This is a genomic window from Nostocoides vanveenii, assembly GCF_039531165.1.
Lineage (GTDB): Bacteria > Actinomycetota > Actinomycetes > Actinomycetales > Dermatophilaceae > Nostocoides_A > Nostocoides_A vanveenii.
In genome coordinates this window covers 1-24,041 of sequence record NZ_BAAAPN010000021.1, presented here as the reverse complement: position 1 = coordinate 24,041, position 24,041 = coordinate 1, and the positions used below count along the sequence as shown (strand labels likewise).

Genomic DNA, 24,041 nt, shown 5'->3' with positions numbered 1-24,041 from the left:
GGGCTACCAGCCGAGTTTGATCACCCGGTTGCCCCAGGTGTCGGAGACATACATCGTCGTCGCAGAGGTGAAAAGCACCTGGAACGGCCCACCGAAGTCGGCGGTCCCCGCGGACGCCCCGGTCACCTCATAGCTGAAGGCACCCGTCGCGCTCATGCGCACCAGACGCTTGCGGCCGGTGTCGGCCACCCAGACATAGCCGTCGGGCGCCACGGTCACGCCCCAGGGCACATTGAAGGCCTTCGTCGACCCGGTTGGCGTGCCGTATGCCGTCCACGACCCACCCCGGAAGACCTGAACCCGGCTGTTGCGGGTGTCGGCCACCCAGATCGCGCCGTCCGCACCGACCGAGATGCCGGTCGGCATGCTGAACTGCCCGACCGCGGCGCCGACGCCATTGCCGATCGTCCGCACCCACGCACCATTGCCGGCCGCATCGACCCGGAACTGCTTGACCCGGCCGTTGCCGGTGTCGACGACGTACAAGGTCCCGTCCGCAGCGAAGGTCAGCCCCTGCGGGAACGTCAGCTGCGTGCCCGCGGACACCGAGCCGCGTGAGCCCCACTTGGTCAGCCACTTGTGGTTGCCCGCTGCATTGTCAAAGACGGTGATCTCGTGCGACTCCCGGTTGGCGACGAAGACCCGCCCGGTGCTCGGCTGGACCGCCACGCCCCACGCGAAGTTCAGCGATCCGGGATCATTGCGCGTGCCCCGCTTGCCCCAGGACATCGCGCTGGCGCCGGTGAGGCTGGTGCGCACGATGCGTTGATTCCACCAGTCACTGGTGAACAGATGCCCGGTCTTGTCGGCCGCGAGGCCGCGCGGGCAGTTGGCCCCGGGCAGGCCGGCCGCGTGCCCGAAGAGCCGCCGCGTCTGCTTCGCGCTCGTCGAGGTGACCGTGAACTCCTTGAGGGAGTAGTCCCACTCGTCGGTGACGACGAGCTTCCCGTCGGGGGTCATGTCCAAACCACGCGGATCGGTGAAGACCGTGGTCGTCGGCGACCCGATCGCGTAGCGATAGGTGTACGTGCCGTCGGAGCCACGCCCCCAGACCTGCACGCGCCGATTGCCGTCGTCGGTGACGAAGATCAGCGATCCGGTCGCCGTGGCCGTGATCCCGCGCGGATCGCCCTGGAACTGACCCGGACCGGACCCGACACCATTGCCGAACTCGAACTTCTGGACGCCGAATTTGTCGAAGCCGACGATCTTGCGGTCCCGTGCATTGACGACATAGACATCGCCACTGGCCTTGTTGACCTCGATCTGCCGGGGCTGGTTGAAGCCGGTCGCGAAGACCTTGGGGTCCTTGCCGTCCCGGGTGAAGCGCTGCACCCGGTCGCCGTCGATGGTGTAGACCACCTCCGCGGACGCACCGGTGGTCGTCAGCCCCGGTCCGATCGCCACGCCGTAGATGGCGGTGAAGTCGCCGACGCCACTGCCCTTCTTCCCCCAGCCGCCGGTGCGCGCCAGCCCCGCGTCATACGTCACGACCCGGTTGTTCGGGGTGTCGGCGACATAGACGCTGCCGGCGCTGTCGACCGCGAGCGCTCGCGCGGCGGCGAGCTCGTCGGTGCCCGCGCCACCGCCGCGCGGGGTGCGCTTGTCGATCGTGCCGCTCGACCGGACGACGCGTTCGATCTGGTAGTTGCCCGGATCGATGACGTAGTAGTAGGAGCCGGTGCTCGCGATATCCACGGGATACATGTCCGCGAACGCGCCGCCCATCACCTGTCCCTGGTATGCCGGCCCACCCGCCCGGGCGGGTGCCGCACCCTCCGCGGCCGTCGCGAGCGATGCCGCGTTACCCGCGAGCAGGGTCGCCGCTGAGGCGGTCAGGAGCGTGCGTCGTCGTGGTGTGTGCATGGCGGTGGTGCCTCCCCAGGCGGTTGTGGTGCGCCGTCAAGGATGGCACAGGGCGCCGACAACCACCGAGTGAGTGCGGCATACACCCTTTCGTCGTTGACCAGGCCGAGGTGTGTCACACCGCGCACCATTTCCACCTGTTCTCCCGCGAATCGACTTGCGACGGAATGCATCTCGACGTGTTCGGCAGATGCGACGGGAACCACCAGATCGCCCACGCGCGCACCGAACGCGCCCGAGAATCCTGGAGCCACGGCCACGACCGCATGGTGACGGACTTGCGCGCGGGCAGCTGGATGGGTGCGATGGTCGCCCCCGTCGGGCGGCCGGCCCGACCAGTCCGCGGCGACGACATTGCCGTGTTCGAGATCGCGCACGCCACCCGTGCGAGTCCCCAACAGATCCGCGGCCCATCGCCCCCGCGTCGTCGTCGCGAGCGCCGCGTCGGCGCGCTGGACGCCGCGCGCCAGCGGCGCCCCGTGGTGCGGCGTCCCCAGCGTGACGGTGTCGGTGACCAGATCCGCCCAGGCGCCGCCGGCCTGGGCCAGCGCCGAGTGGATGACCAACCCACCCATGGAGTGCCCGATCAGCACGATCCGATCCACCGCGACGGGCCAGCCCGCGACCAGCTCGGCCAGCACCGCATCGAGCGCGCGCCCATTCGCGCTGATCCGCAGCCCGCTGTTGTAGCGGACGAGCACGGGAGTCAGGCCGAGGTCGGCGGCCAGCCGATCGGCATACGGCTCGCGTTTGGTCGCGGCATACCGCCAGCACCGATCGGTCTCGCCCCACCCGTGCACGAAAACGGCCACCTGCCCCGTCACCGGCCCGTATGCCGCCCGCACCCCAGCGGTCGTCAGCGGCACCGCGCGCCCGCCGCGCCGCACGTGCATCGCCGGCGTGAGGGTGGGAGCTCCACCGAAGCCCTCGCCCCAGAGGGCGTGGCCGACGGCCAGGACATGGGGGGCTTTCGAGGCATCGTGGAGGCTGCGTCGCTGGTCGTCGCCCGCGCGCATCCGCTCCGCGGCCACCGCGCCGGCGAGGGCCGCGCCGGCACGCAGGCCCAGGCCGGCTGCGGCGTAGACGCCACCGGCCACGACGTCGGCCAGGACGAACCCCGGCCCCGCCAGCGGCCCCACCAGAACGCTCACGGCATCGCTGGCGGCCGAACTCACGGCGGCGTGAGCGCCCCGCACCATCCGCGTCAGGTGAGCCAACGCGACACCCGAGACGTAGGCCATCTCGCGCGCCTCGGCGGACTTCACCGCCTCATCGTCGCACCCCGATGCCTCGCCGCCAACGCGCGCGGCGTGAGAGCAATGTCACCCAAAGTTCACGCGAGGAAGGTCCGCCTCGCTGGTGTAAGCGTTTTCACAACGGGACAATGGACACTATGACTGCCACCGAGTCCGGTCCCGTCCCTGCTGGCACCTCCGCGCTTACGGTCTCTCAGGCCCTGGCGGCGGTCAACCTCCGGTTGGCTCTCCTCGGCCTACCGCGGGTGCAGGGTGGCGGCGACGACGAGGCCCTGGTCGGGCCGCTCCTGGAACGCCAGCGCGAACTGAGCCGGCGTCTGGCCGACCGGCTGCCCCCGGTGGACGAGCGGGTGCAGAGCTTTCTCGATGACTACCTGGCCGGCCTGCCGGACATCCCCCACTTGCCTCGCCGCACCTTGGCCCTCGACCTGCCCGGGCTGGCGCGGACACTGAGCCTGCCGGTCGACACCGATCACTATGCATCGGAGTTGATCACGAGCTATCGGCTCGCCAACGGTGTGCTCCACAACCCGCGCAACGACCGGCGCACCACTGCGGGGGTCTTCCACCTCGCCGAAGGCGGGTTGCCCATACCGGACGACAAGCTCGCGGTGCCGCGGGAGACCTTCGCGCTCCTTCTCCGCGCCGCGCTATCGCCCCCAAAAGCCTTGCTGGAGTTGCCGATCACGTCCGCGCAGCCGGAGCGGGCGGCGTGCTTTGTCTCGCTGTTGCTGCGTCCGCTGGTCGTCGTCGGCGTGCCGGGCCGGACGCGGGAGCGGCGGATGGAGACCCGGTTCATCGTGCCCGGCAGCATGGTCGCCAATCTCGACTTCGTCGAAGGCATCTTCGGCAATGCCGGCGATCCCTATGTGCCGGAGAACGATTCGGCGCTCGACCCGCTGCACTGGACCGGGCATACCGGCTTGGTCATCCTCGCACCCCACCTGGTGTCCGCGACCAAGGCCGCTCTCGGCCTGCCGCACCGCGACAAAGCGACAGATCGTCAGATCCGCGACGGCATGTGTTGGACCGATCCGGCCGAGCGCTACAACGGGGGCAAGGCCTTCAAGGTGTGCGCGCGCGACGAGCGCGGCGTGATCGTCACGATCATCGCCGACAACTACTTCGGCTACTGCAAGAAGGAAGTCAAGACGCAGATCTCTTACTCCGCCAACCTTTTCGGCGGCGCGGAGGAGGAGCACTCGGGTGGCGCAATGGTCTTCCCGAGCTGGGACGAGGGCCAGGAGTTCGTCAACACGCACGCCCATGACGCGCCCTCGGTCGCCGAGATCGTCGCCCGCGATCCGCACCTGTGGGTGCCCGCGGCGGACGGGTCGGCGCACCTGCTCACCCACCCGGACCTGGTGTTGGTGGAGGCCGGCGCGCGCTTCCGGCTCGCCGACCGGTCGATCACGTGGACCGACCTCGCGGGCGTGGCGCAACGGATTCCGTTCCGTGCGGACGTGACCTACCTCGACCCCAGCGGTTTCCGGGTCGTCATGCGGCAGGTACGCACCGACCCCGCGCAGTGGACGATCATCGGGACCTCGGCGCGAACCACGGTGTGCCACAAGCCTTCTACCGTCTCCGGCGGTGGCAAGTCAGAGATCTCGAAGTCGATCGCCGACGCCATCACCATCGGCACTGCTTTCGTCGCCGACTTCGACGCCGATCTCGATGCCGTCGCGGCGATCGTCGGCCGCGACTATTCGAACCGGTATGCCGCGCCCTCCTGGAATGGCAAGGACACCCGTCCCATCCTCGGCCCGCAGCGCAGCATCGGCAGCGTCATCAAGCTACTCACCCCGTCGCCGGAGGTCAGCGCGGAGCACAACGCCTTCCTGGAGTCGATCCCGCCCCACGTGCTCGAGCTGGTCTATGTCATCAAAGAGGCCTACCGGCCGGAGTGGGGCGCCGATTGGCGCAGCCATTTCACCGTCAGCCGGGTCAACGGCCGGCCTGGCAACCGGCTGCGTCTGGACGGCCAGCAGGTGCTGGTCGACATGTTGCGTGTGGGCTTTGAGACCGACGGCTCCTATCGCCTGTTCAGCCTGCGTCCGGATTTCGCGCCGGCGCTCAAGCTGCAGACCGAGGACGACATCACCGCCTCCGTGGTGGTCGCCGCAAGCGATGCAGCCGCGGAATCGGTCAAAGTCGTCGAGAACTGTGAACGCTTGCTCTTTCAGCGCCCGGATGACGCGATCCACCCCGGCTACGACAGCATCGCCGAAACGGATGTCGCCCAGCCGGGAACGTTCTTGTCCAACTTCGAGCCGCTCGATCGGGACGCCGCCCGGGCGATGCGTGATGACGCGATCTCGCTGAGCGAATTCACTTCTCCCATGCGGCGATTGATCACCGACTTCGCGGCGGGCACCGAAGGTGACCGGCCGGCATACGTTGTGTGCTCGGCGCGGCCGCGGCTGGTCGACGGGAAACCGTCGAAGAATCCCCGCTATCTGCAGGTGCGTCCCGACCTCGCCGATCCGCGCGGGACGGCGGCCGCACTCACCGCGGTGCGGCTCGCCCGCGGGCTCTCGCAGAGCGCGCCAGTCACCATGGCCGTGGACGTGGTCGCCGCCGGGCGGCGCAACAACCCGCCCGAACCGGGCGTGCCGGCACTGTGCGCCTTCTCGCCCCTGCACTATCTCGAGCTGCCCGAGTTGCTCATGGAGTTCATCTCCTCGATGACCGGCAAGTCCCCGTCGACGACGGGGGCCGGCAGCGAGGGCGCAATGACCAAGGCGCCCTTCAACGCGCTGCCGACGACCTACGACCTCAACTCTGCCTTCTTGTCGTATGCCCTGACCGGCTATGACGGGTGGGTCTCCGGCGCCGGGTTCGTCGGTCCGACCGCGCGCGTCGACCACGACGTCAGCTTGTTGATCCCCGAGATCTTCGCCCGGATGCAGCCGCACGAGCGGTCCGCGGCGTGGCTGGCCGAGAACGGCTATCTCGAGCCGGTCGAGGATGTCGAGATCGACGGGCGCGCCGTCCCCTCGAGCCGGCTGGGGCTGCGGATCACCGCGAAGTTCGCGACCACCTTCCTGGGCCGGATCTTCATGCATCCGGACGCGATTTTCACCGAAGCGATCCTGCGCCCCGAGACCCAGGACCTCGCCGTCTTCGCCGAATCGGTCGAGGTGATGGCGGCCACGCACGAACGGGTGGCGCAGGCCTACGTCACGGACGGGACGATCGCGTCGGCGTGCCCCCCGGTGCGCGCCCTGCTGGAGATCATGGCGAGCGGAGCGTCCCAGGAGGGATGGACCCTGCAGTCGCCCGAGTTCCGCGCATTGTTCACGCGCGATTCAGTGCTGGCCAGCCCGTGGTATGCCGCGCGCCTAGACGCCGCTCAGGCTCAGGAAGTCGCGCGCGCGGATGCGGGGATCGCGCAGTTGTCGGCCTTCCTGGCCGCCGACGGCCCATCGGGCGCCGCTGATCGGCTTGAGGTGCGCGCGCGACTCGACGCCGTGCGTGCCGCTCGGGACGAGGCGGCATCGGCGACTGCGCGCGAGGCGTTGGTCGGCACGCTCGGACGGCAGGCGCGCTTCCGCTGACGGGTCAGCCCCCGGCCCTATGTCCGGTCGTGGCGGTAGGCGCTGATCACACCGGCGGCGGTGCCGGCGAGGCGGGCGGCAAGGACCGCCGCATGGGTCAGATCGTCGCCATGCGGCTGGCCGACACGGACCGCGCGAGGCGCACCGCCTGCATCAGCTGGCTACCTGGCGGCACCGTCAGGCCAGCGGGCCGGTGCTTGGCGATCACGCGGGGCAGCGACCGGGAGTAGCGATATTGCTGGACGAGGAGCGCCCGGCGCGTCGTTCGCAGCCGGTACTGGAAGCGGGCCGTCGTCGCTACACCGATCCGCAATCCCTCGGCACTGGCTAGCAGGGCGAGATCGATGTCCTCGCCGTGGGCGAGCGCCTCGTCGAAGCCACCGAGCTTGCGCAGTGTGGCGGCACGCACGGCCAAGGACCAGCTGTGGACGAAGGCCCGACCGTAGAGTCCGGGCGCATCGTCCTCGCGGTGGTCGTGGTGGAGACCGAGCCACGCGTTCACCCGCGCCCGCTCCGGACCCGGGTGGCGCACGGAGAGCCCAGTGACCAGGTCCGCCGCGCGGAGGGCGCCGACGATATCGTGAAGGAAATGGGGGGCGGCGATGTCGTCGGCATCGCAGCAGACCACGACATCGCCGCGGGCGGCAGCCGCGCCGAGATTGCGGGCGTATGACGCGCCACGGCCACCCAAGGCGGGTACCACCCGAATGGTGCACGGGAGGTCCGGGCGCAGCACCGTCGCCAGGCTGGGGGACCCGTTGTCGGCGATCACGATCTCGCCGTCGATCTCCGCAACGTGATTTCCGAGCGCGGCGAGCTGCTCGGTGAGCAACCGAGCCGGCCCCCGGACCGGGATCACCGCTGACACCGAGCGAAGCAGCTCGTCTGCCTCGGCTGCCGTGGCTGCCGTGGCGGGGTCGACCGGACGGCCGGAGGCGACCGGGGCTGCTGGTCGATGATCGACTGGAGTCCGGCGCCCACGCGGACGCCGTTGGTGAGGTTGTCGCCGGCTCGGGTCAGGGCTCGAGCGCCTCGCCGGACGCGCACCGACAAGGGCAAGCGCACCCGCAAACGCCTCGCCGGCGAACCACAATCGCCGGCGGATCAGGCGCCGGTTGCCGAATCGCCCGCGGCGACGAAAATGCGAGGAGCGGGTCAGGCTGATGATCACCGGTGCCGTGTGCGGACGCCCGATGTCGCTGGGCAGCACCTGCGGGACGTGCCACGCGACGGGCGGGTCGACCCGGGCCATGCTCAAGCCGAGATCGCGCCAGAAGACGAAGTCGTCGGCCACCCACTCCGCGAACCCCCGGTAGCCGGCCATCACCTGGGCGGCACCGGCGACGTCAGGTGGATGAGTTCGCCGAGGCGAAAGTCGACATTCTGGTCGACATCGCCGATCTGCCCGACGTCTTGCGCGGGTTTGGAGTCGCCGCCCCGCATCGCGTGGTGGTCGGCCGGCTCCGAGGACGCCCGGCGCCCGCAGTGATTGCCGAGCTTTATGCCGCGGACCTGGAGCGGCGGGCACGCCTGGTCAGGGCGTGAGCGCCATGATCGCGTGGGCACCGCGCTCGGCATCGACCATGAGGTGGCTGACGATCGGGTAGTGCCCGGCCTCGGGGAAGGTCAGTTCGACGAAGCCGCCCTGAGCCGGGGCAAGGGCAAGGACCTGGGCGCCTCCGGGGGCATCGGGCTGACCCGGGGCGCCGCGCAGCAGCCACGCCCCCTCGGCATAGACGGTGTCGAACTGCCCGCCGACGATGTGGAAGGACGTCGGCCGATTGGGGCCGGCGTCGAGGACCCAGAAGCGGACTCGCTCGCCGATGCGGGCGGTCAGGGGGTGATGGTCGTACTGGCCGGTGACGGCGTTGAACACCACTGCATCCGGCGTCTCGGCGGTGACTTTGGCGGCGTCCACCTCCGACGCCGACCCACGGGCATGGTTGGGGCCGAGGTAGACCTCGGACTGGACGAGGACGTACTCCCTGTCCACGGGCGTAAGTTCCGGCGGATCGATGATCACCACCCCGTGCATGCCCGCCGCGATGTGCGCCGACATCGGCCTCGTCGAGCAGTGATACATCCAGATCCCGGCGTGCGTGGCCGTGAAGGTGTAGCGGTGGGTGGCGCCCGGCGGGATGGTGCGCATCGGCTCATCCGGTGCAAGCGAGCCGGCATGGAAGTCGATCGAGTGCCCCATCGAGGCGTCGTTGACGATGGTGATGTCGAAAATGTCGCCGAGATGGCCGCGCAGCGTCGGACCGGGAGCGGTCCCGTTGTAGGGCCAGCGGCGTTGCCAAACGCCTGGTGCGACTTGGAGTTCCGCCTCGGTGACGGTCAGCGTGACCCGGTGCGTTGTCGTCTTGGTGGCGGGAGCGAGGCGGGCGTCGGTGGCGCGGACGTCCGGTCCCGGGGTGCCGTGGAGATCGACCGGTGTGGTGGTGGCGGTCGGAGACGGGCTGGCCGGGTGCGCGCTCGCCGACCCGCCGATGACGCGAACCGTGAAGCGCATGCCCATCTGGCGATGGCCGACGACCGAGCACCAGCCGTCGAGGGACCCGGCCAGCACGCCGGCGTCGAGCGTTTGGGAGGTGCCCGGGCGCAGGCGGCGTGTCTTGGCGCCATTGGCGAGGACGAGGTCGTGGCTGGTCTCCGGGTCGGTATTGGCCACCTCGATGACGAGCCGATCGCCGGCGGGCACAGCGACCGTGTCTGGGTGGAAGCGCATGTCCTTGGTCGTCACCCGCACCGTCGTCGTATGCCCGCTCGCCGCGATCTGCGGGCCAGTTGGCGCGGTGCTGGTCACCGGGAAGCCGGCCGCCCCAGGGTCGACGAGCACACCGCCGCACACTGCTAGGGCGAGCGTGCAGCAGCCGGCGACGAACTGACGAGACGACCAGATCGACCGACGATCCGCCTGGTGCCGCAACGGTGGGCGGCGAGGCGGTCGGGCCGCTCGCGCCGCGCCCGCAGGCTCGCGCGGATCCCGAGTCCCAGCAACGGCAGCGCCAGCCCGTATGCCGCCACCACCACTCCCGCAGGCAACGCCCGGACCGCGGGTGGTGTCGGGAGCAGCGTGAGGGCGAGGCCGCCGTTGATGGTGACCAAACGGCATACGGCCCATTTGTCGACCCACGGGCCGGCGGCGCGGACCGCGGCCGGGCCGCCACCGATGACACTGGGGACGAGATAGGACATCGCCCCGAGCAGGACCTGCGGCGCGAAGCCAGCAGCGAGGACGGCGGCGGGATGACCATAAGCATCGCCGATATCGGCCCAGTTATCCTGCAGGACAAGGTTTCCCGCGATCCACCCAATCGCGCTGAGCGCCCAGATCAGGGCGGCCGCCACGGAGAGCGGGGCGAACTCGGTCGGTGGCTTGGCGCAGCGGCAGCCAGAGGGCGCGACCCCACCAGGCCCCGCCGGCGAGATAGAGGAGTAGGCCGGCGGCTGCGAGGAGTTGAACACCGGTGAGCGCGCCGGCGACGATGACCATGACGGCGCCGATGAGAATCGGCAGCCCTTGTCGGGCAAGGCGTTCGTCCCGAGGATCCATGCGGGTGCGAAGCATCGTCGGCCAGAGCGTCACCAGGGTGCCGGTGACGGTGAGGCCGAGCCAGCCGAGGACCATCACCATGGTGTGGGCGACGAGCAGGCGGCCGCGCAGGTCGTCATCGGGCCCGCGGGCCAGGAGGGCGCCGAAGGTCGCGCCGAGGGGCACGCAGGTCGCTGCGGCCAGGTAGTAGTGGACGGTCGTGCGGAAGCGCACGGCAATGGAGGCGCGCAGGCGTCGCCACAGCATGACGGCGTGCCAGACGACGGCGCCCGATACCAGGATGGCGCCGGTGACGGTGAGCACCCAGCGCTCGGCGACGACGCCCGTGAGCACCAGGGCGACTCCGGCGAAAAGCAGTTCCAGTCGGCGGCTTTGCGTTCTCCGGACATCAATCGTGGGGCCGGTCTTGAGGAGGGCTTGCGTGAAGTGGGTGCTCCAGACGATGGCCGCATGCGTGAGGGCACCGAGCAGCACGAGGTGGATGAGCAGCCAATCCGCGTGCGGCACTAGTGGCCGGATAGCGACCACGATGCCGGCGACGAGCAGCCAGAGGAAGGAGGGATGATCGCGCCACGGCCACACGCTTCGCGTCGGCGTCGCGGGCTCGACGGGTTTGGTCTCAAGAACGGTCATAGGGCCGTCGACGCCACGCGGTCAGGTGCGGCCGCGGCGGACCGTGTACGTCGGGCGGTGACCAGACTTCCATACGGTCGTCGCGACGAAGAGCAGGAGTGCGGCGACGTTCAGGATGCCGCCGAGCTCCCAAAGGCGTTGCCGGCCAAAGCCGTTGCCCAGCGGGATGCGAAAGGCGAGGCCGACCTGGAGCAGAACCAGTGGTGCCCACATCGCCGTGCGATAAGGCAACGGCCGCCGCAGGACGGCGGGAAAGATGACGGGTGCGTGCGCCATGACCATCGAGATCGCGACGCCTAGCGGTCGCCTGGACGACCGTGTCGTAGCGCTCCGGCGAGCTAGGTGATCCACCGACGAGCAACGTCACGCCGGCGACGGCGAGCCAGACGTAGCCGAGCAGGAGCGCCGCGGCGGAGTAGCGCGGCAACCCGGTGGACCGGATCGTCTGCCGAGCTACCTCGATGCGAGCCAGGCCGGTGACCAGCACCACCAGGAGTGCACCAAACACGTGCGCGCCGGCGTCTGGCTTCAGCAGGGCGGTCGTCGCAGGAGAGCCGCTGACGTGAGCAGGAGGACGCGCCCCGACCACAGCGGCATGGTGAGGCGGGCGAGCTCGACGCGTTCGGCCGCGATGGTCACGACGATATAGCTGACCAGCCAGGGCAGGAGGTCGGCGACATCGAGCTTGGTCCAGAGGGCAGCGGCACCGAATGCCATTGCGGCACCGAGGATCTGGGTCGCGGTCGGGTCGTCGTGCTGGCGGCCGGAGAGGGCGACCAGGGTTGCCACCACCACGGCGCAGCCCACCATCAGCAGGCTCCGGCCGACGACGAGGGGGACGGGTGGGGCGGCAAGCGCAATGCCGCCAAGTCCGAGGGCGGCGGGTTCGACATACGCCCGGGGTTGGCGCAGCGCAACGGCGCGTTCGAGGCTGATCAGGGTGCCGAGGAAACCCAGCACCATGACGACGCCGTGCACGTCGGGCAGGCGCGCCGGGTCCGCCGGAGCGGGGTCGGCGATCAGGAGGAGGCCGGCAGACAGGCCGGCGAGAAGGCAGATGCCGCCGGGAAGCATCAGGCCCATCCGGAGATCGCTGCGAGCGATCACCGGCTGGGCCCGATCTTTATTCACGGCTTTAGGCGTACTAAATGCGCGTGCTGGTCACGACCATGCGCGCCGCGCTGGGGTCAGCGCACGCGGTGCATCCGCAGGCGCCACGCGTCCGGGCCACGCTGGAGGTAGGTGACATCGATCGCGTCACCGTCGCGCTTGCTGATCTGGGCGAGCAGTGGGAGCGGGTCGTGCGGCGCGATGAGGACCAGGCCCTTGCCCGGGGCGAGGCCGTCGAGGGCGCCGAAGATTGCGGCGTGGCGGATGGCGTGCGGGATTGCACGTGCGTCGAGCTCGGGCAGGTCCTCGTCGTGCTCGCCGCAGGCGCAGGCGTGGGTCGCCTCGGTGAGACCGAGGTCGGGATGGGCGGTCTCGGACATGAGTTCTCCTCAGGGGGCTTTCTGCTTTATCGGGGTCAGATCGAGCCGGCAGGCGCCGGCTTCGGCGAAGGGCGTCAGATGCACGGCTGCGGGATCGAGGCCGGCCGCGTCGGCGAGGCCTTGCGCGAGGCCGCGATGGAAGCCGCAGACGATGTCAGGGGCAGAGCGGGCCGCGTCGAGCAGTGGGCAATTGCGCAGTCGCACGATGCGCCCCGCCGGGTCGCTCTCGGCGGCGAAGCCGAGTTCTCGCATCGCCTCGACGACGACCTGCGTTCGGCGCAGCCGGGAAGCACGGGCAGTGAGGTGATCGCCGGCAGGCGCGTGGGCGGCATACGAGCGCCCGAGGGTCGCCGCAATCTGCGCGGGCTCCACTTCGGTCTCGGCCAGATGGGCGACCAGAGCCGAGACGAGCGCAGTGGTCGCGTCCGCCCTGGTGGCGCGGGCCACCTGATAGCCGTAGGTCGGGCGGCCGCGGCCCGCGGGGGCAAGCCGGGTGCGCTCGACAAGACCAAGGTCGACCAATGCCGTGAGGTGCTCTCTGACCGTGTTGGGGTGAAGATTGCGCTCGGCTGAGAGCTGTGCGGCCGTGACGGGCGCGCGCATCGTTCTGAGATGGTCGAGCACCTCGGCCTGTGCCGGCGTCGCGACCACGGGATCCACCGCGATACTGCGCGGCCCCAGGGTCGGCGCGTCCGCCCCCTCGGTGGCCGGTGTATTTTCCACGGTTCTGATCGTACTAAAAATGCGGCGAGACGGGAGGACGGGCTCAGGCAGGCTGAGTCAGCCACCGGGTCACGGTGCCACCTGCGGCCAGTCGGAGGACGACCGCATCGCCGGCATCTAGGCCGCTCCCGGCACTCCCGGCCTCCGCGGCCGCCCGCGATGCCTCCACCACCGCGGTCCCGCCCGTTCCGGTGTCGAGACGGGTCCGGACGCAGCGGCTGGGCCCGCGCACGAACCGCTGCGACGCGGCCACCTCGGCGTGGCCGGCGTAGGTCACCTGCTCGATCAGCACCGGCCGGCCATCACGCCATACCTCGGTCGAGCACTCCAGTTGCCCACCGGCCTGGCCGGTCCGTCCAAGGACCACCGTCTCGTCGACAACGAGGCGAGCGTCGCCCGCAAGTCGAGCTTCGAGCGAACGGACCACGTGAGCGCCGTCGGTCACGACGAGCGGCTCGCACCGCCAGTCGAGGCACGCACCCGCGGCCAGGTCGATCGACACCCGCCAGGACGCGCCGAGACCACGCCCGTCATAGGCGACCATCGCCGCGACATCGGTCAGCGCCACCGTGCACCCGGCCCCGACAGTGATCTCGAGCGCCAGGTCATCGCCGCCCAGCAGCGACGCTTCGGTCGCCACAAGCACGGCCGACACCAGCCTTCCCGACGCCGATGTGGCCCGGGCCGAGAAGGTCCCCGCGTGACAGGTCAGCCGGGCGTCACCGTCGTGGCACTGGACGGCGACACGGGTCGTGCGCGGCTCAGCGCGCGTGGTCATGCGCGTGCCGTTCACCACCGTGCCCCTGCGTATGCGCCGGCTCCCCCGGGCCGTGCGTATGCGCAGGCTCACCAGGGCCGTGCGTGTGCGGCGCCATCGGCCCAGGGTCACTCGGCACGAGCACGCCAGCGCGATGAGTCGAAAGCACATCGAGCAGCCAATCGCCTAGTGCCGCAAGGCTGTCCGGTTGCCGCTGCGACAGGGCCAGCACGGGCCTGCCGTCCCGCGCAGCCGATGCCTCGGCGACCATCAGGTCTGCATCGACCCCCACGTGCGGTGCCAGGTCGGTCTTGTTGATCACCAGCAGGTCGGCGCGGGTGATCCCCGGCCCACCTTTGCGCGCGACGTCACCGCCCCCCGCGACATCGAGAACGAAGAGCTGCGCGTCCACGAGAGCCGGCGAGAAGGTCGCCGTCAGGTTGTCACCACCGGACTCCACAAGAACGACGTCAAGGACATAAGTCGCGTCCAACTCCTCGATCGCCGTCAGATCCGCCGTGACGTCGTCGCGGATCGCCGTATGCGGGCACGCTCCGGTCTCGACCGCACGGATTCGGTCCGGATCCAGGACCCCCGCCGCGCGCAACATGCGGGCATCCTCGTCGGTATAGATGTCATTGGTGACCACGGCGAGCGAAATGCGCTCTGCAAGCGTTCGGCATAAGGCGCCGATGATCGACGTCTTGCCCGTCCCCACCGGGCCGGCAACGCCGATGCGGAGAGCGCGTTGTGTTGTCGGAGAAGGGGATTCAGGCACGGAAGAGCCTCCGGTTCGTTCGGTCGTGGTTATGCGCCCACATTTCTAGCTGCGGTGCCGAGCGGGCCGGTATGCCGTCCGGTCGCCCCGGGCAGGCAAGAGCGGCGGACAGCAACTCGGCCCGCGTTCCCCGCGTCGCCAATGCCCAGCCGACCGCATCGACGGGGTCGGCCGGGAGCAGTTTGAGGGCCGCTGAGGTCACGGCCTGCACATCGTCGTGGAGCAAGGCTGCGCCCACCTCGCGAGGCGAGGCACCCAACGCGCGGCCCAGAGCGGCATACGTGATCGGTCGTGGGGCCGTGGGCAGTTCGCTGACGAGCGCGGTGGCCACGTGGTGCGGGAAGAGCCGGCGCAACAGCCGCAGCATGCCTGAGCCGGCGGATTCCGACGCCTGACGTTGCACGTGGCTTGGTGTCCGTGCCGCCCAGTGCGCATGCACATCGGCCAGCCCATCCGACGGCGCGCCGAGCGCGGCATACGCGGCCACGGCGGTGCCGAGGTCGACGGCGCTGACCGTCCGCAATCGCACCTCCACATAGTCCGGCAGGTCCGCGAGCCCACAGCCACCGAGCACCGCCGGCTCGAACCCGCCCGACTGGGTGTGCCCACCGACCGGCAATCGGGGGTCGGCCAATATCAGCAGCCCCGCCATGTCAGGGTCCACGATCATCGCCCACACTCCATCGCCATCCATTGCCGACTCCGTCAGAACAACGAATACAGTTGGGCCAGAGGGAGTTCGGTTGCCGGCTCTGGAATGACCAGTTCGCCGTCGATGCGAATAGCGAAGGTCTCAGGGTCGATCGCGATGGCTGGCAGGGCCGCGTTGTTGACCATGTCGCTTTTGGTCACCCCGCGGGTCGGGCGGACCGGCACCAGCGTGCGACCTAGCCCGAGCCAGCCCGCGAGATCCTCCTCGATCGCCACCGGCGCGACGAAGGCCACCGACTCCGCCGCTGCCGACCGCGAAACCAAGGCGGGCCGCATCAGCACCGGTTGCGGCGTCGGGATCGACGCATTCGGGTCGCCCAGGGCTGCCCAGACGATCGAGCCGGCTTTGATCACCACGCTCGGACGAACCCCGAAGAAGGCCGGCTCCCACAACACCAGATCCGCCATCTTGCCTGCCTCGACCGAGCCCACGAGGTGGGAAATGCCATGGGCCACTGCGGGATTGATCGTGTACTTCGCGATATAGCGCCGCGCCCGATCATTGTCCGCGCGTTCGGATGCCGAGAGCGGCCCGCGCCGATGTTTCATCACATGGGCGACTTGCCAGGTCCGCGTGATGACCTCGCCGATGCGGCCCATCGCCTGCGCATCCGAGCTGGTGATCGACAGCGCCCCGGCGTCATGGAGGATGTCCTCGGCCGCGATCGTCGTCGCCCGGATCCGCGACTCGGCGAAGGCGAGGTCCTCCGGAATCCGCGGGTTGAGGTGGTGACACACCAAGAGCATGTCCAGGTGCTCGGCGACCGTGTTGACCGTGTGCGGCAGCGTCGGATTCGTCGACCCGGGCAGCACATTGGGATGGGAGGCAATCGTCATGATGTCCGGAGCGTGCCCGCCGCCCGCGCCTTCGGTGTGGAAGGCGTGGATGGATCGTCCGCCGATGGCCCGCAGCGTCGACTCGACGAATCCGGCCTCGTTGAGCGAGTCGCTGTGCAGCGCCACTTGCAGCCCCCACTCGTCCGCGGCGCGCAGGGCTGCGTCGATCGCGGCAGGCGTCGATCCCCAGTCCTCGTGCACCTTGTAGGCCGCGGCCCCGCCGCGCGCCTGCTCGGCCAGCCCTTCTGCGCTGACGGTGTTGCCCTTGCCCATCAGCAGCAGGTTGACGGGCAGATGGTCCAGTCCCCGCAGCACCGAGGCGAGATGCCACGACCCGGGTGTCACCGTGGTCGCCTTGGACCCCTCCGACGGCCCGGTCCCGCCACCACCGAGGGTGGTCAGGCCGGCGGCGAGGGCTTCGTGGACCTGGCTCGTGGAGAGGAAGTGGACGTGCATGTCGATGCCGCCCGCGGTCAGGATCTTTCCCTCTCCGGCAATGACATCCGTGGCCGGGCCGATGGGCAACAACGAATCGATACCGTCGGCGATGTCGGCGTTGCCGGCATGGCCGAGCGCGACGACCCGGCCGTCGCGGATGCCGACATCGGCGCGCACGATCCCCCAGTGGTCAAGGAGGACGACATTGGTGATGACCGTGTCCAAGGCGCCCTCGGCGCGGGTCGTTGTCCCCTGCAGCATGGACTCCCGGATCGACTTGCCCCCGCCGAAGATCGCCTCGTCGCCGCCGACCGTCAGGTCACGCTCGACCTCGATCCACAGGTCGGTGTTGCCGAGCCGGATCTGATCACCGACCGTCGGACCGGTCAGGGCGGCATACTGAGCGCGCGTCAGCTCAGCCATCGTGCGCCGCCGTCCGGATCTGCAGGCCGGGCACAAGACGCGCGCCCCCCAGGCTGACCGCCGTCACGTCCCGGGCAACACCTGGTTCAAAACGCACCGACGTCCCAGCGGCAATGTCGAGCCGGAAGCCCTGCGCCGCAGCGCGATCGAAGGCGAGCGCGGCATTGGCGTCGGGCAGGTGCAGATGCGAGCCGATCTGGACCGGCCGGTCGCCGGTGTTTTCGATGCGCAGGGCGATTCGCTCACCATCCGGGCGCACATTGATCGTGATCGTCCCGTCCATCGTCCGTATGCCGCCCGGTGCCACCCCCGCCCGCCCGTGCCCGAGCGGATGGTGCAACGTAACCAGCTTGCGACCGTCGGGGAAGGTCGCCTCGACCTGCACGTCGTGCAGCATGCCCGGGACCTCGGCGAGCACCTGGCTCGGGCTGAGAACCGAACTCCCCTGGGCCATCAACTCGGCCACCGAGGCACCCTCCCGGGCGCGCTCGACGACCCACATCGAGAGCAGGGCGACGGTCTCGGGATAGTTCAGGCGTAGGCCACGGGACAGGCGGTCCCGCGCCAGCATGCCGGCGACGGCGAGCAGCAGCTTCTCCGAATCCGAAGGCATCAGATGCATGACCGTGGCCTCAGATCCGCATGGCCGTGCGCACGGTGTCCGTCGACGTGGCGCCACCCTCGCCACGGTCGGTGATGCGGCCGCTGGTGAGCACGGCATACGTGCTGGCCGCCTGGAGGGCGAAGCCGACGTGCTGCTCCACAAGCAGCACCGCCAGTCCGGCCGCGGCGAGTTCGACAATGGTCCGTTCGATGAGCTGGACGACATTGGGCTGGATGCCCTCGGTCGGCTCGTCGAGCATCAGCAGTCGCGGCCCGGTCAGCAGTGCGCGGGCGATGGCCAGTTGCTGTCGCTGCCCCCCGGAGAGTAGGCCCGCGCGCCGATCCATCAGCTCGGCGAGGGCGGGGAAGAGATCGAGCACCTCGTCCATTCGGGACGCCGGAGCGCGGTGTTGCTCGGCGACGAGCCGCAGGTTCTCCCTCGTCGAGAGATCACCGAAGGCCTGCTGCCCCTGCGGGACGTAGGCCAGCCCGCGCGCCACGCGCGCGGACGGCCCCAGCCGGCCGACGTCCTCGCCGTCGAAGACGACGCGGCCCGCCATTGGGCGCAGCAACCCGATTGCGCCGCGCAGCAAGGTGGTCTTTCCGGCGCCGTTGTGGCCGAGGACGGCGACGATCCCGCTGTCCGGGACTTCGATCGACACGTCGTGGACGACTGTCGTCCGGTCGTATCCGAGCCGGACCTTCTCCAGCGTCAGCATCAGCGTCCCCCTTCGTGGACGGGCGTACCCAAATAGATCTCCTGGACGCGCGGATCGTTCTGGATCTCGGCCACGGTGCCCTGCGCGAGGACCTCACCGGCTGCGAGCACGGTCACCGAATCAGCCACGGCGCGAAGGAATTCCATGTCGTGCTCGACCACCACAACAACGCGGTGCGGCGAGATGGCGCGGAGCAGGTCCGCGGTCTGCTCGCGTTCGGAGTGACTCATTCCAGCGACCGGCTCGTCGAGCAGCAGCAGGCGCGCCCCCTGGACGAGCAGCATGCCGATCTCGAGCCACTGCTTCTGGCCGTGGGCGAGCGCTCCGGCGCTCCGGAAGCGTTCATCGGCCAGCCCGATGGCCTCCAGCGCCTCCTCGACGCTGGCGGGCACGCCGCGTCGCGCACGTAGCCGGCTGACCGCTGGTCTGCTCGCACCGGCCGCCAGGTCGAGGTTGCTCAGCACGTCGAGTTCTTCGATGACGCTGGCGGTCTGGAATGTCCGGCCGACGCCGAGCCGGGCGATGCGGTGAACCGGCTTCCCGAGCAATTCCTTGCGGCCGAAGGCGGCGCTTCCGGTCGCTGGGACGAGCCCGGTGATGGCGTCGATGACCGTGGTTTTGCCGGCGCCGTTGGGACCGATGAGGAAGCGCAGGTCACCACGGGTCACCGTCAGGTCGATATCCTTCACGGCGACGAAGCCGTCGAAAGCCACACGCAAACCGCGGATTTCGAGGTAGTCGTGGATGGTTTCGGGGTCCGGCGTGATGAGCTTGCCGAGTCGCTCGGCGTCGACGCCGCCGTGTCGGCCGGGGCTGGTCATAGCGATCCTTCCACAGGGGCTGGGGTGCCGTGCGCGTATGCCGTGGCCTCACCCGCACGCCGGTGCGTCACCCGCCGTGCGAGTGCTGGCAGGCTGGCCAAGCCCGCCGGGAGCACGGCGATGACGACGATGAAGAGGGCGGCTTCGGCATACGTCCACGCCGATGGGAAGTTTTCCGACAAGCTGGTCTGCGCCCACGCGACGGCGATCGCGCCGAGCGGCGGTCCGAGCACCGAGGCACGGCCCCCGATCGCTACGCCGACGATGAAACCGATGGAGGCGGTGACGCCGACATCGGCCGGCGAGATGATGCCGACAACCGGGACGAAGAGCGCTCCGCCGATCGAGGCGAAGACGGCGGCAATGACGAAGGCAGTGATCTTGACCGAGGCCGGGTCGTAGCCGAGGAAACGGACGCGATTCTCCTGGTCGCGGACGGCAAGGAGCAGTTCCCCCCAGCGGGAGCGGTAGAGCTGCCGGACGATGAGCACCATGACGATCAGGACGGCCGCGCACAGGGCATACAGGGTCTGATGGTTGACCGGATCGGTCAGGTCATAGCCGAGGAAAGAGCGAAATCCGTTGAGCCCGTTGGTCCCTCCGGTGCTCTGCTGCTGCCCGATGAGCAGGATCGCGAAGGCCGCCACAAGCGCTTGACTCAGGATGGCGAAGTAGGCACCCCGCACGCGTCGCCGGAAGACGCCGGTACCGAGCAACCACGCCAGGGCCGCTGGTAGCACCACGATGAGCAGGAGCGTGACAAGTCCGGAGCGCAGCGGCTCCCACCACGCGGGCACGACGCCGGTGCCGTAGAGCTGCATGAAGTCGGGCACGCCCCCTGGGCCGGCGTCGGCAAGCTTGAGGTGCATGGCCATCAGGTAGCCGCCGAGGCCGAAGAAGACACCCTGGCCCATCGTGAGCATGCCGCCGCGGCCCCAGGCGAGGCCGATGCCGACGGCGACCATGGCCAGGCAGAGGAATTTGGCGAGCAGGAGCAGCCGGAAGTCGGAGAGGACGGCGGGTGCCGCCGCGAGCAGGGCGATGGAGGCGACGAGTCCCGCGACCAGACGGGCTCGGGAGCTTTGGGTGAGAGCGATCATGCCAGACTCCTCGTGCGGACGGTGAACAAGCCTTGCGGCCGGATCTGGAGGAAGGCGACGACGGCGAGCAGGACGAGCACTTTGGCCAGCGAGGCGTCGCTCCACAGTTGGAGAAAGGACTGAAGCAGACCTAGCGCCATCGCCGCGAGCACGGCTCCCCACACGCGGCCGATGCCGCCGACGACCACTACGAGGAAGGCGTCGACGATGTAGTTCTGGCCGACGGTCGGTCCGACCGATCCGAGCAGGGTCAGCGCGACGCCCGCGATGCCGGCGAGCGCGGAGCCGAGGAAGAAGGTCAGCCGATCGACGCGTGCGGTCGCGATGCCGCTGCATTCCGCGAGATCGCGGTTGCCCACCACCGCTCGGATGCGGCGACCCATCGGGGTGCGGGTGAGCAGGAGCGCTACGGCAGCGACACAGCCGATGCTCAGCGCAAGAATCATCAGGCGCGTCTTGGGCATCGACAGCCCACCGATGACGATCGGACCCGAGAGCCAATCGGGCGCTCGCACATCGATATTCGGGGCGCCGAAGATGTCGCGGGCGAGTTGCTGGAGGAGGAGCGCCACGCCGTATGTGACCAGGAGAGTGTCGAGTGGGCGGCCGCGCATGCGCGAGATGACGGCCCACTCGAGAGCGACGCCGAGGATGCCGGCGATGACCGCCGCCAGTGGCAGGGCGATCAGGAACGAGATGCCCGCATCCGTCACGACGCGTTGGACGACGTATGCCGTGTAGGCACCGATCATGAGGAACTCGCCGTGCGCCATATTGATGACTCCGAGCTGACCGAAGGTCAGAGCGAGTCCGAGCGCGGCGAGGAGAAGCACGGAGCCGAGCGAGAGCCCGGCGAACACCTGGCTCGCAAAGACGTCCATCGTGGTCCGTTCCGGTTGTGGGAGAGGTGATGTCGACGTATGCCCGCGGCCTCACCGCTGGCGAGGCCGCGGCATCCGTCGTGGTTGTGTGGCGAGCGGAGAACTTCGTGGGGGTGGCGTATCGGGGGCCCCGCGAAGTATCGGAGTGAGCTTGCGAGCGGAGAACTTCGTGGGGGTTACTAGAGTCCCTTGGCCCAGGCGTAGCCCTTGAGGAAGGGGTCGGGCTCGATCGGCTTGCCGCTGCTCCACACGGTGTAGATCAGGCCGTCGTCGTGGATCTCGCCGATGAGCGCGGTCTTGGCGATGTGGTGGTTCTCGCCGTTGATCGTGACCTTGCCTTCCGGGGCGTCGACACTCACGCCGCCGGCGGCCTTTTGCACGTCGGCGACGGCGAAGGACTTCGCCTTCTCGACGGTGTTCTTCCACAGGTAGAGCGAGGTGTAGGCCGCTTCCATGGGGTCACTGGTGACGCGCTTGTCGCCATACATCGCCTTGAAGTCGGCGACGAACTTCGTGTTGACTGGGGTGTCGATGGTCGCGTAGTAGTTCCATGCGGTGAGCTGGCCGACGATATTGGCGGCGCCGATCCCCTGGACCTCCTCCTCGGCGATGGACACCGAGAGGACGGGTAGGGTCGCGGCCTTGAGGCCGACGTTGGTGTACTCCTTGAAGAAGGCGACATTGCTATCGCCGTTCAGGGTGTTGAAGACCGCGTCCGCACCGGAGCTCTTGACCTTGCCGACGATGGTGGCGAAGTCGGTGCTGCCGAGTGGGGTGTATTCCTCACCGACGACTGTCATGCCATTGGCTTTGGCGTAGGCGTTGATGATCTTGTTGGCGGTGCGCGGGAAGACGTAGTCGGAGCCGACGAGGAAGAGCTTGGTCTTGCCCTTCTCCTTCAGGTAGTCCAAGGCGGGGATGATCTGCTGGTTGGTGGTGGCCCCGGTGTAGAAGATGTTCTTGCTCGCCTCGAGACCCTCGTATTGGACGGGGTAGTAGAGGAGGCTGTTCTGGCCCTCGAAGACCGGCAGCATCGCCTTGCGGCTGGCCGATGTCCACCCGCCGAAAACCGCTGCGACACAGTCGGATGAGATGAGCTTCTTGGCCTTCTCGGCGAAGGTCGTCGGCTCGGATGCGCCGTCCTCGGTCACGACATCGAGCTGCTTTCCGAGGACGCCGCCGGCGGCGTTGATCTCTTTGGCCGCCATGTTGAGCGCGTCGTTGACGGTCTTCTCGGAGATCGCCATGGTGCCGGAGAGGGAGTTGAGGAAGCCGATCTTGATGCTGCTGCCCGAGGTGTTGACGCACGACGTGGCGCTGGCGGCCGCGGCGGAGCCATTGACGGACGAGGTGGTGGTGCTTGTTTTGGCGCCGCAGCCGGCGAGAGTCAGCGCGACAATGGCGAGGCCCGCAGCGGCCGCCGCCGGGCGGACGGCGGGGCGGGAAACGGAGGACTTGGACACGTTGGGGTGCCACCCTTCTCGGCAGTAGCGCCGCTGGCAGTTAGGGAGACCGGCGACGCTGCCGAGGCCATTCGATGGCCTGACCGGGGACCCTAGGAGCCGCGCGTAACGCGTCCGTCGCCGTCACATTTCGGGGGTATGTCGAGGAACTCACAACGACCGGCGACCGTCGTGAGTCGGGCGCCGGCTCGGGGGCTAACCCGCCCGCCGACCGCTTTCTGAGCGGTCAGGCGGACTCGAAGCGATCGAAGCGCCAGGCCAGCAAGTCGGGGTCTGGACGATCCGAACGTCGAGCGGGCAACTTCATCAGGCGCGTCACGTGCAGTCCCTTGATCCCGTGCTCGAAGAGCGGCCCGTCCACTTCGCGCAGGATGTCGTCGCGGATCCCGACGCGGTAGTCCGCAGAGATGCCGAGGATGCCGACGTCATAGGGGGCATGGTGAATTTTGCACAGCGCCAGTCCATTTCGTACCGATGCGACCCCCGCCTCCTCGGCGTCATCGACAATGTGCGCGGCGTCGAGAAGTTGGGTATGCCGCAGCGAACAGACAGCACACGTGGTCTCGTAGGCGCGCATCACCATTGACCGGAAAACCGGTTGGTGGAAGCGCTGCCGAGTCTCGCGGACGGCATACCGGCGCAGCGTCTCTTCAAGGGGCGAGGGTGCAGCCGATTGAGGCAAGGGCATCGCTTGCGCGCGGTCGTAGGCAAGGACGAACTGGTCGAGTGTCGGCTCTGAGCCAATGACGTAGACCGGGAAGATCGCCTGGAACCAGCCAGGGGCGACTCCGATCAGCCAGATCACCGGGAGCTTCAACTCCTGCGCCCGTGCGACAGCCAGGTTCTCGGCCGTCCCGGGTGCGTCTGCTCGCAGCTTGTAGCGTGGCAGCCCGTCGCGGCCTTGAACGTCCTCATAGGGTCGGCTGTGGCCATCGGGCGTGTGCACGGTCATGAGGGAGAGTGCCGCCTGGCAAATCGCGGGTTTGCGGATGCCGCGGCCCCGATCGACCAGAGGAAGGCGCTCGCCATGGAAGGTGAACTCCGTCAGTATCTCTCGGCTGATCGCGTCGGTGCCGTCATTGGTGCGGAGCGCAAGCCAGGCGCCGGCGGCACGCCGCAACTCCCACTCCTCATCGACAGATAGCACCTGGCCAGCTTGGCAGACCTCGGGGTCGGTGGTCCGATACGCTCCGCGCAACGCAGAAGGATCTGGCTCGGCACGGCTGCCGCCCGCGAAGTAGCCACGACCGGCCATCCGAGAAGTCAGGGCGAGTCCGGCTCGTCCCGCGGGGAGGTCGAACTCGTTGCGCAGACGGTATGCGGCAGGCCCTTGCAGCGCGGGGCACACGGGATTTCCCCGTCAGGCGGATGTTCGTCGCCATTGGGTGAGGTGGGTGTCGTAGCTGCCGGGGGTGAGGTTCCAGAT

23 protein-coding genes and 1 pseudogene are annotated in these 24,041 nt (G+C 69.0%); 2 read left to right on the top strand and 22 right to left on the bottom strand.

The window, feature by feature from the left end:
- Positions 1–3: 3 nt before the first annotated feature.
- Together ABD209_RS04080 and ABD209_RS04075 are read right to left on the bottom strand one after the other, a co-directional pair.
- Entirely contained in the window at positions 4–1,866 is a 1,863-nt protein-coding gene (locus ABD209_RS04080; protein ID WP_344062511.1) for an NHL repeat-containing protein, read from the bottom strand.
- Positions 1,836–3,131, bottom strand: a complete 1,296-nt coding sequence (locus ABD209_RS04075) for a lipase family alpha/beta hydrolase (RefSeq protein WP_344062509.1) — start codon at positions 3,129–3,131, stop codon at positions 1,836–1,838. The genes ABD209_RS04080 and ABD209_RS04075 overlap by 31 nt, the downstream gene beginning before the upstream one ends.
- A gap of 128 nt (positions 3,132–3,259) precedes the next feature.
- Between ABD209_RS04075 and ABD209_RS04070 the strand changes: the two genes are divergently transcribed.
- The gene (locus tag ABD209_RS04070) at positions 3,260–6,682 is read left to right on the top strand and encodes a PPi-type phosphoenolpyruvate carboxykinase family protein (protein WP_344062506.1); all 3,423 of its coding nucleotides are present in this window, start codon (positions 3,260–3,262) and stop codon (positions 6,680–6,682) included.
- Between the two features lie 97 nt (positions 6,683–6,779).
- On the opposite strand, the gene ABD209_RS04065 is transcribed toward ABD209_RS04070, so the two are convergent.
- On the bottom strand, positions 6,780–8,006 hold the full coding sequence (locus ABD209_RS04065; RefSeq protein ID WP_344062503.1) for a glycosyltransferase family 2 protein: 1,227 nt from the start codon (positions 8,004–8,006) through the stop codon (positions 6,780–6,782).
- Positions 8,007–8,032: 26 nt separating this feature from the next.
- On the opposite strand from ABD209_RS04065, the gene ABD209_RS04060 reads away from it, so the two are divergent.
- Positions 8,033–8,227, top strand: a complete 195-nt coding sequence (locus ABD209_RS04060; RefSeq protein ID WP_344062500.1) for a hypothetical protein — start codon at positions 8,033–8,035, stop codon at positions 8,225–8,227.
- Here the strand turns inward: ABD209_RS04060 and ABD209_RS04055 are convergent.
- The 19 genes and pseudogenes from ABD209_RS04055 to ABD209_RS03965 all read right to left on the bottom strand — a co-directional run bounded on the left by ABD209_RS04055 (position 8,217) and on the right by ABD209_RS03965 (position 23,762).
- Positions 8,217–9,521 carry a multicopper oxidase domain-containing protein gene (locus ABD209_RS04055; RefSeq protein WP_344062497.1) on the bottom strand — a complete coding sequence of 435 codons (1,305 nt, stop codon included), beginning with the start codon at positions 9,519–9,521 and terminating at the stop codon, positions 8,217–8,219. The genes ABD209_RS04060 and ABD209_RS04055 overlap by 11 nt on opposite strands.
- A 14-nt stretch (positions 9,522–9,535) precedes the next feature.
- Entirely contained in the window at positions 9,536–9,880 is a 345-nt protein-coding gene (locus tag ABD209_RS04050) for a hypothetical protein (protein ID WP_344062494.1), read from the bottom strand.
- Between the two features lie 82 nt (positions 9,881–9,962).
- The gene (locus ABD209_RS04045) at positions 9,963–10,871 is read right to left on the bottom strand and encodes a hypothetical protein (RefSeq protein WP_344062491.1); all 909 of its coding nucleotides are present in this window, start codon (positions 10,869–10,871) and stop codon (positions 9,963–9,965) included.
- Between the two features lie 21 nt (positions 10,872–10,892).
- Positions 10,893–11,147 (bottom strand): hypothetical protein, encoded by a 255-nt coding sequence (locus ABD209_RS04040; RefSeq protein ID WP_344062488.1) that lies wholly within the window; start codon positions 11,145–11,147, stop codon positions 10,893–10,895.
- Positions 11,148–11,399: 252 nt separating this feature from the next.
- Positions 11,400–12,002, bottom strand: coding sequence for a hypothetical protein (locus ABD209_RS04035; RefSeq protein ID WP_344062485.1), 603 nt, complete (start codon positions 12,000–12,002; stop codon positions 11,400–11,402).
- A gap of 56 nt (positions 12,003–12,058) precedes the next feature.
- Positions 12,059–12,361, bottom strand: a complete 303-nt coding sequence (locus ABD209_RS04030) for a DUF2249 domain-containing protein (RefSeq protein WP_344062482.1) — start codon at positions 12,359–12,361, stop codon at positions 12,059–12,061.
- A 9-nt stretch (positions 12,362–12,370) separates the two neighbouring features.
- Entirely contained in the window at positions 12,371–13,084 is a 714-nt protein-coding gene (locus ABD209_RS04025; RefSeq protein WP_344062479.1) for a helix-turn-helix transcriptional regulator, read from the bottom strand.
- Positions 13,085–13,127: 43 nt separating this feature from the next.
- On the bottom strand, positions 13,128–13,862 hold the full coding sequence (locus tag ABD209_RS04020) for an urease accessory protein UreD (RefSeq protein WP_344062476.1): 735 nt from the start codon (positions 13,860–13,862) through the stop codon (positions 13,128–13,130).
- A complete protein-coding gene (gene ureG / locus ABD209_RS04015) occupies positions 13,846–14,619 on the bottom strand; it encodes an urease accessory protein UreG (RefSeq protein ID WP_344062473.1) in 774 nt (257 codons plus the stop codon). Before ureG ends, ABD209_RS04020 begins: the two co-directional genes overlap by 17 nt.
- Positions 14,612–15,289 carry an urease accessory protein UreF gene (locus tag ABD209_RS04010; RefSeq protein ID WP_344062471.1) on the bottom strand — a complete coding sequence of 226 codons (678 nt, stop codon included), beginning with the start codon at positions 15,287–15,289 and terminating at the stop codon, positions 14,612–14,614. Before ABD209_RS04010 ends, ureG begins: the two co-directional genes overlap by 8 nt.
- Positions 15,290–15,324: 35 nt before the next feature.
- Entirely contained in the window at positions 15,325–17,028 is a 1,704-nt protein-coding gene (locus ABD209_RS04005; RefSeq protein ID WP_344062469.1) for an urease subunit alpha, read from the bottom strand.
- Entirely contained in the window at positions 17,021–17,311 is a 291-nt protein-coding gene (gene ureB, locus ABD209_RS04000; RefSeq protein WP_344062632.1) for an urease subunit beta, read from the bottom strand. Before ureB ends, ABD209_RS04005 begins: the two co-directional genes overlap by 8 nt.
- A gap of 42 nt (positions 17,312–17,353) precedes the next feature.
- A pseudogene (locus tag ABD209_RS03995) lies at positions 17,354–17,650 on the bottom strand (urease subunit gamma); the annotation flags it as partial.
- A 10-nt stretch (positions 17,651–17,660) separates the two neighbouring features.
- On the bottom strand, positions 17,661–18,350 hold the full coding sequence (locus ABD209_RS03990) for an ATP-binding cassette domain-containing protein (protein ID WP_344062467.1): 690 nt from the start codon (positions 18,348–18,350) through the stop codon (positions 17,661–17,663).
- Positions 18,350–19,171 (bottom strand): urea ABC transporter ATP-binding protein UrtD, encoded by an 822-nt coding sequence (urtD, locus tag ABD209_RS03985; protein WP_344062465.1) that lies wholly within the window; start codon positions 19,169–19,171, stop codon positions 18,350–18,352. Before urtD ends, ABD209_RS03990 begins: the two co-directional genes overlap by 1 nt.
- On the bottom strand, positions 19,168–20,271 hold the full coding sequence (urtC, locus tag ABD209_RS03980) for an urea ABC transporter permease subunit UrtC (protein ID WP_344062462.1): 1,104 nt from the start codon (positions 20,269–20,271) through the stop codon (positions 19,168–19,170). The genes urtD and urtC overlap by 4 nt, the downstream gene beginning before the upstream one ends.
- Positions 20,268–21,152, bottom strand: coding sequence for an urea ABC transporter permease subunit UrtB (gene urtB, locus ABD209_RS03975; RefSeq protein ID WP_344062459.1), 885 nt, complete (start codon positions 21,150–21,152; stop codon positions 20,268–20,270). The genes urtC and urtB overlap by 4 nt, the downstream gene beginning before the upstream one ends.
- 179 nt (positions 21,153–21,331) lie before the next feature.
- A complete protein-coding gene (urtA, locus tag ABD209_RS03970) occupies positions 21,332–22,615 on the bottom strand; it encodes an urea ABC transporter substrate-binding protein (protein ID WP_344062456.1) in 1,284 nt (427 codons plus the stop codon).
- A 226-nt stretch (positions 22,616–22,841) separates the two neighbouring features.
- Entirely contained in the window at positions 22,842–23,762 is a 921-nt protein-coding gene (locus tag ABD209_RS03965; RefSeq protein ID WP_344062451.1) for an HNH endonuclease, read from the bottom strand.
- Positions 23,763–24,041 lie beyond the last annotated feature (279 nt).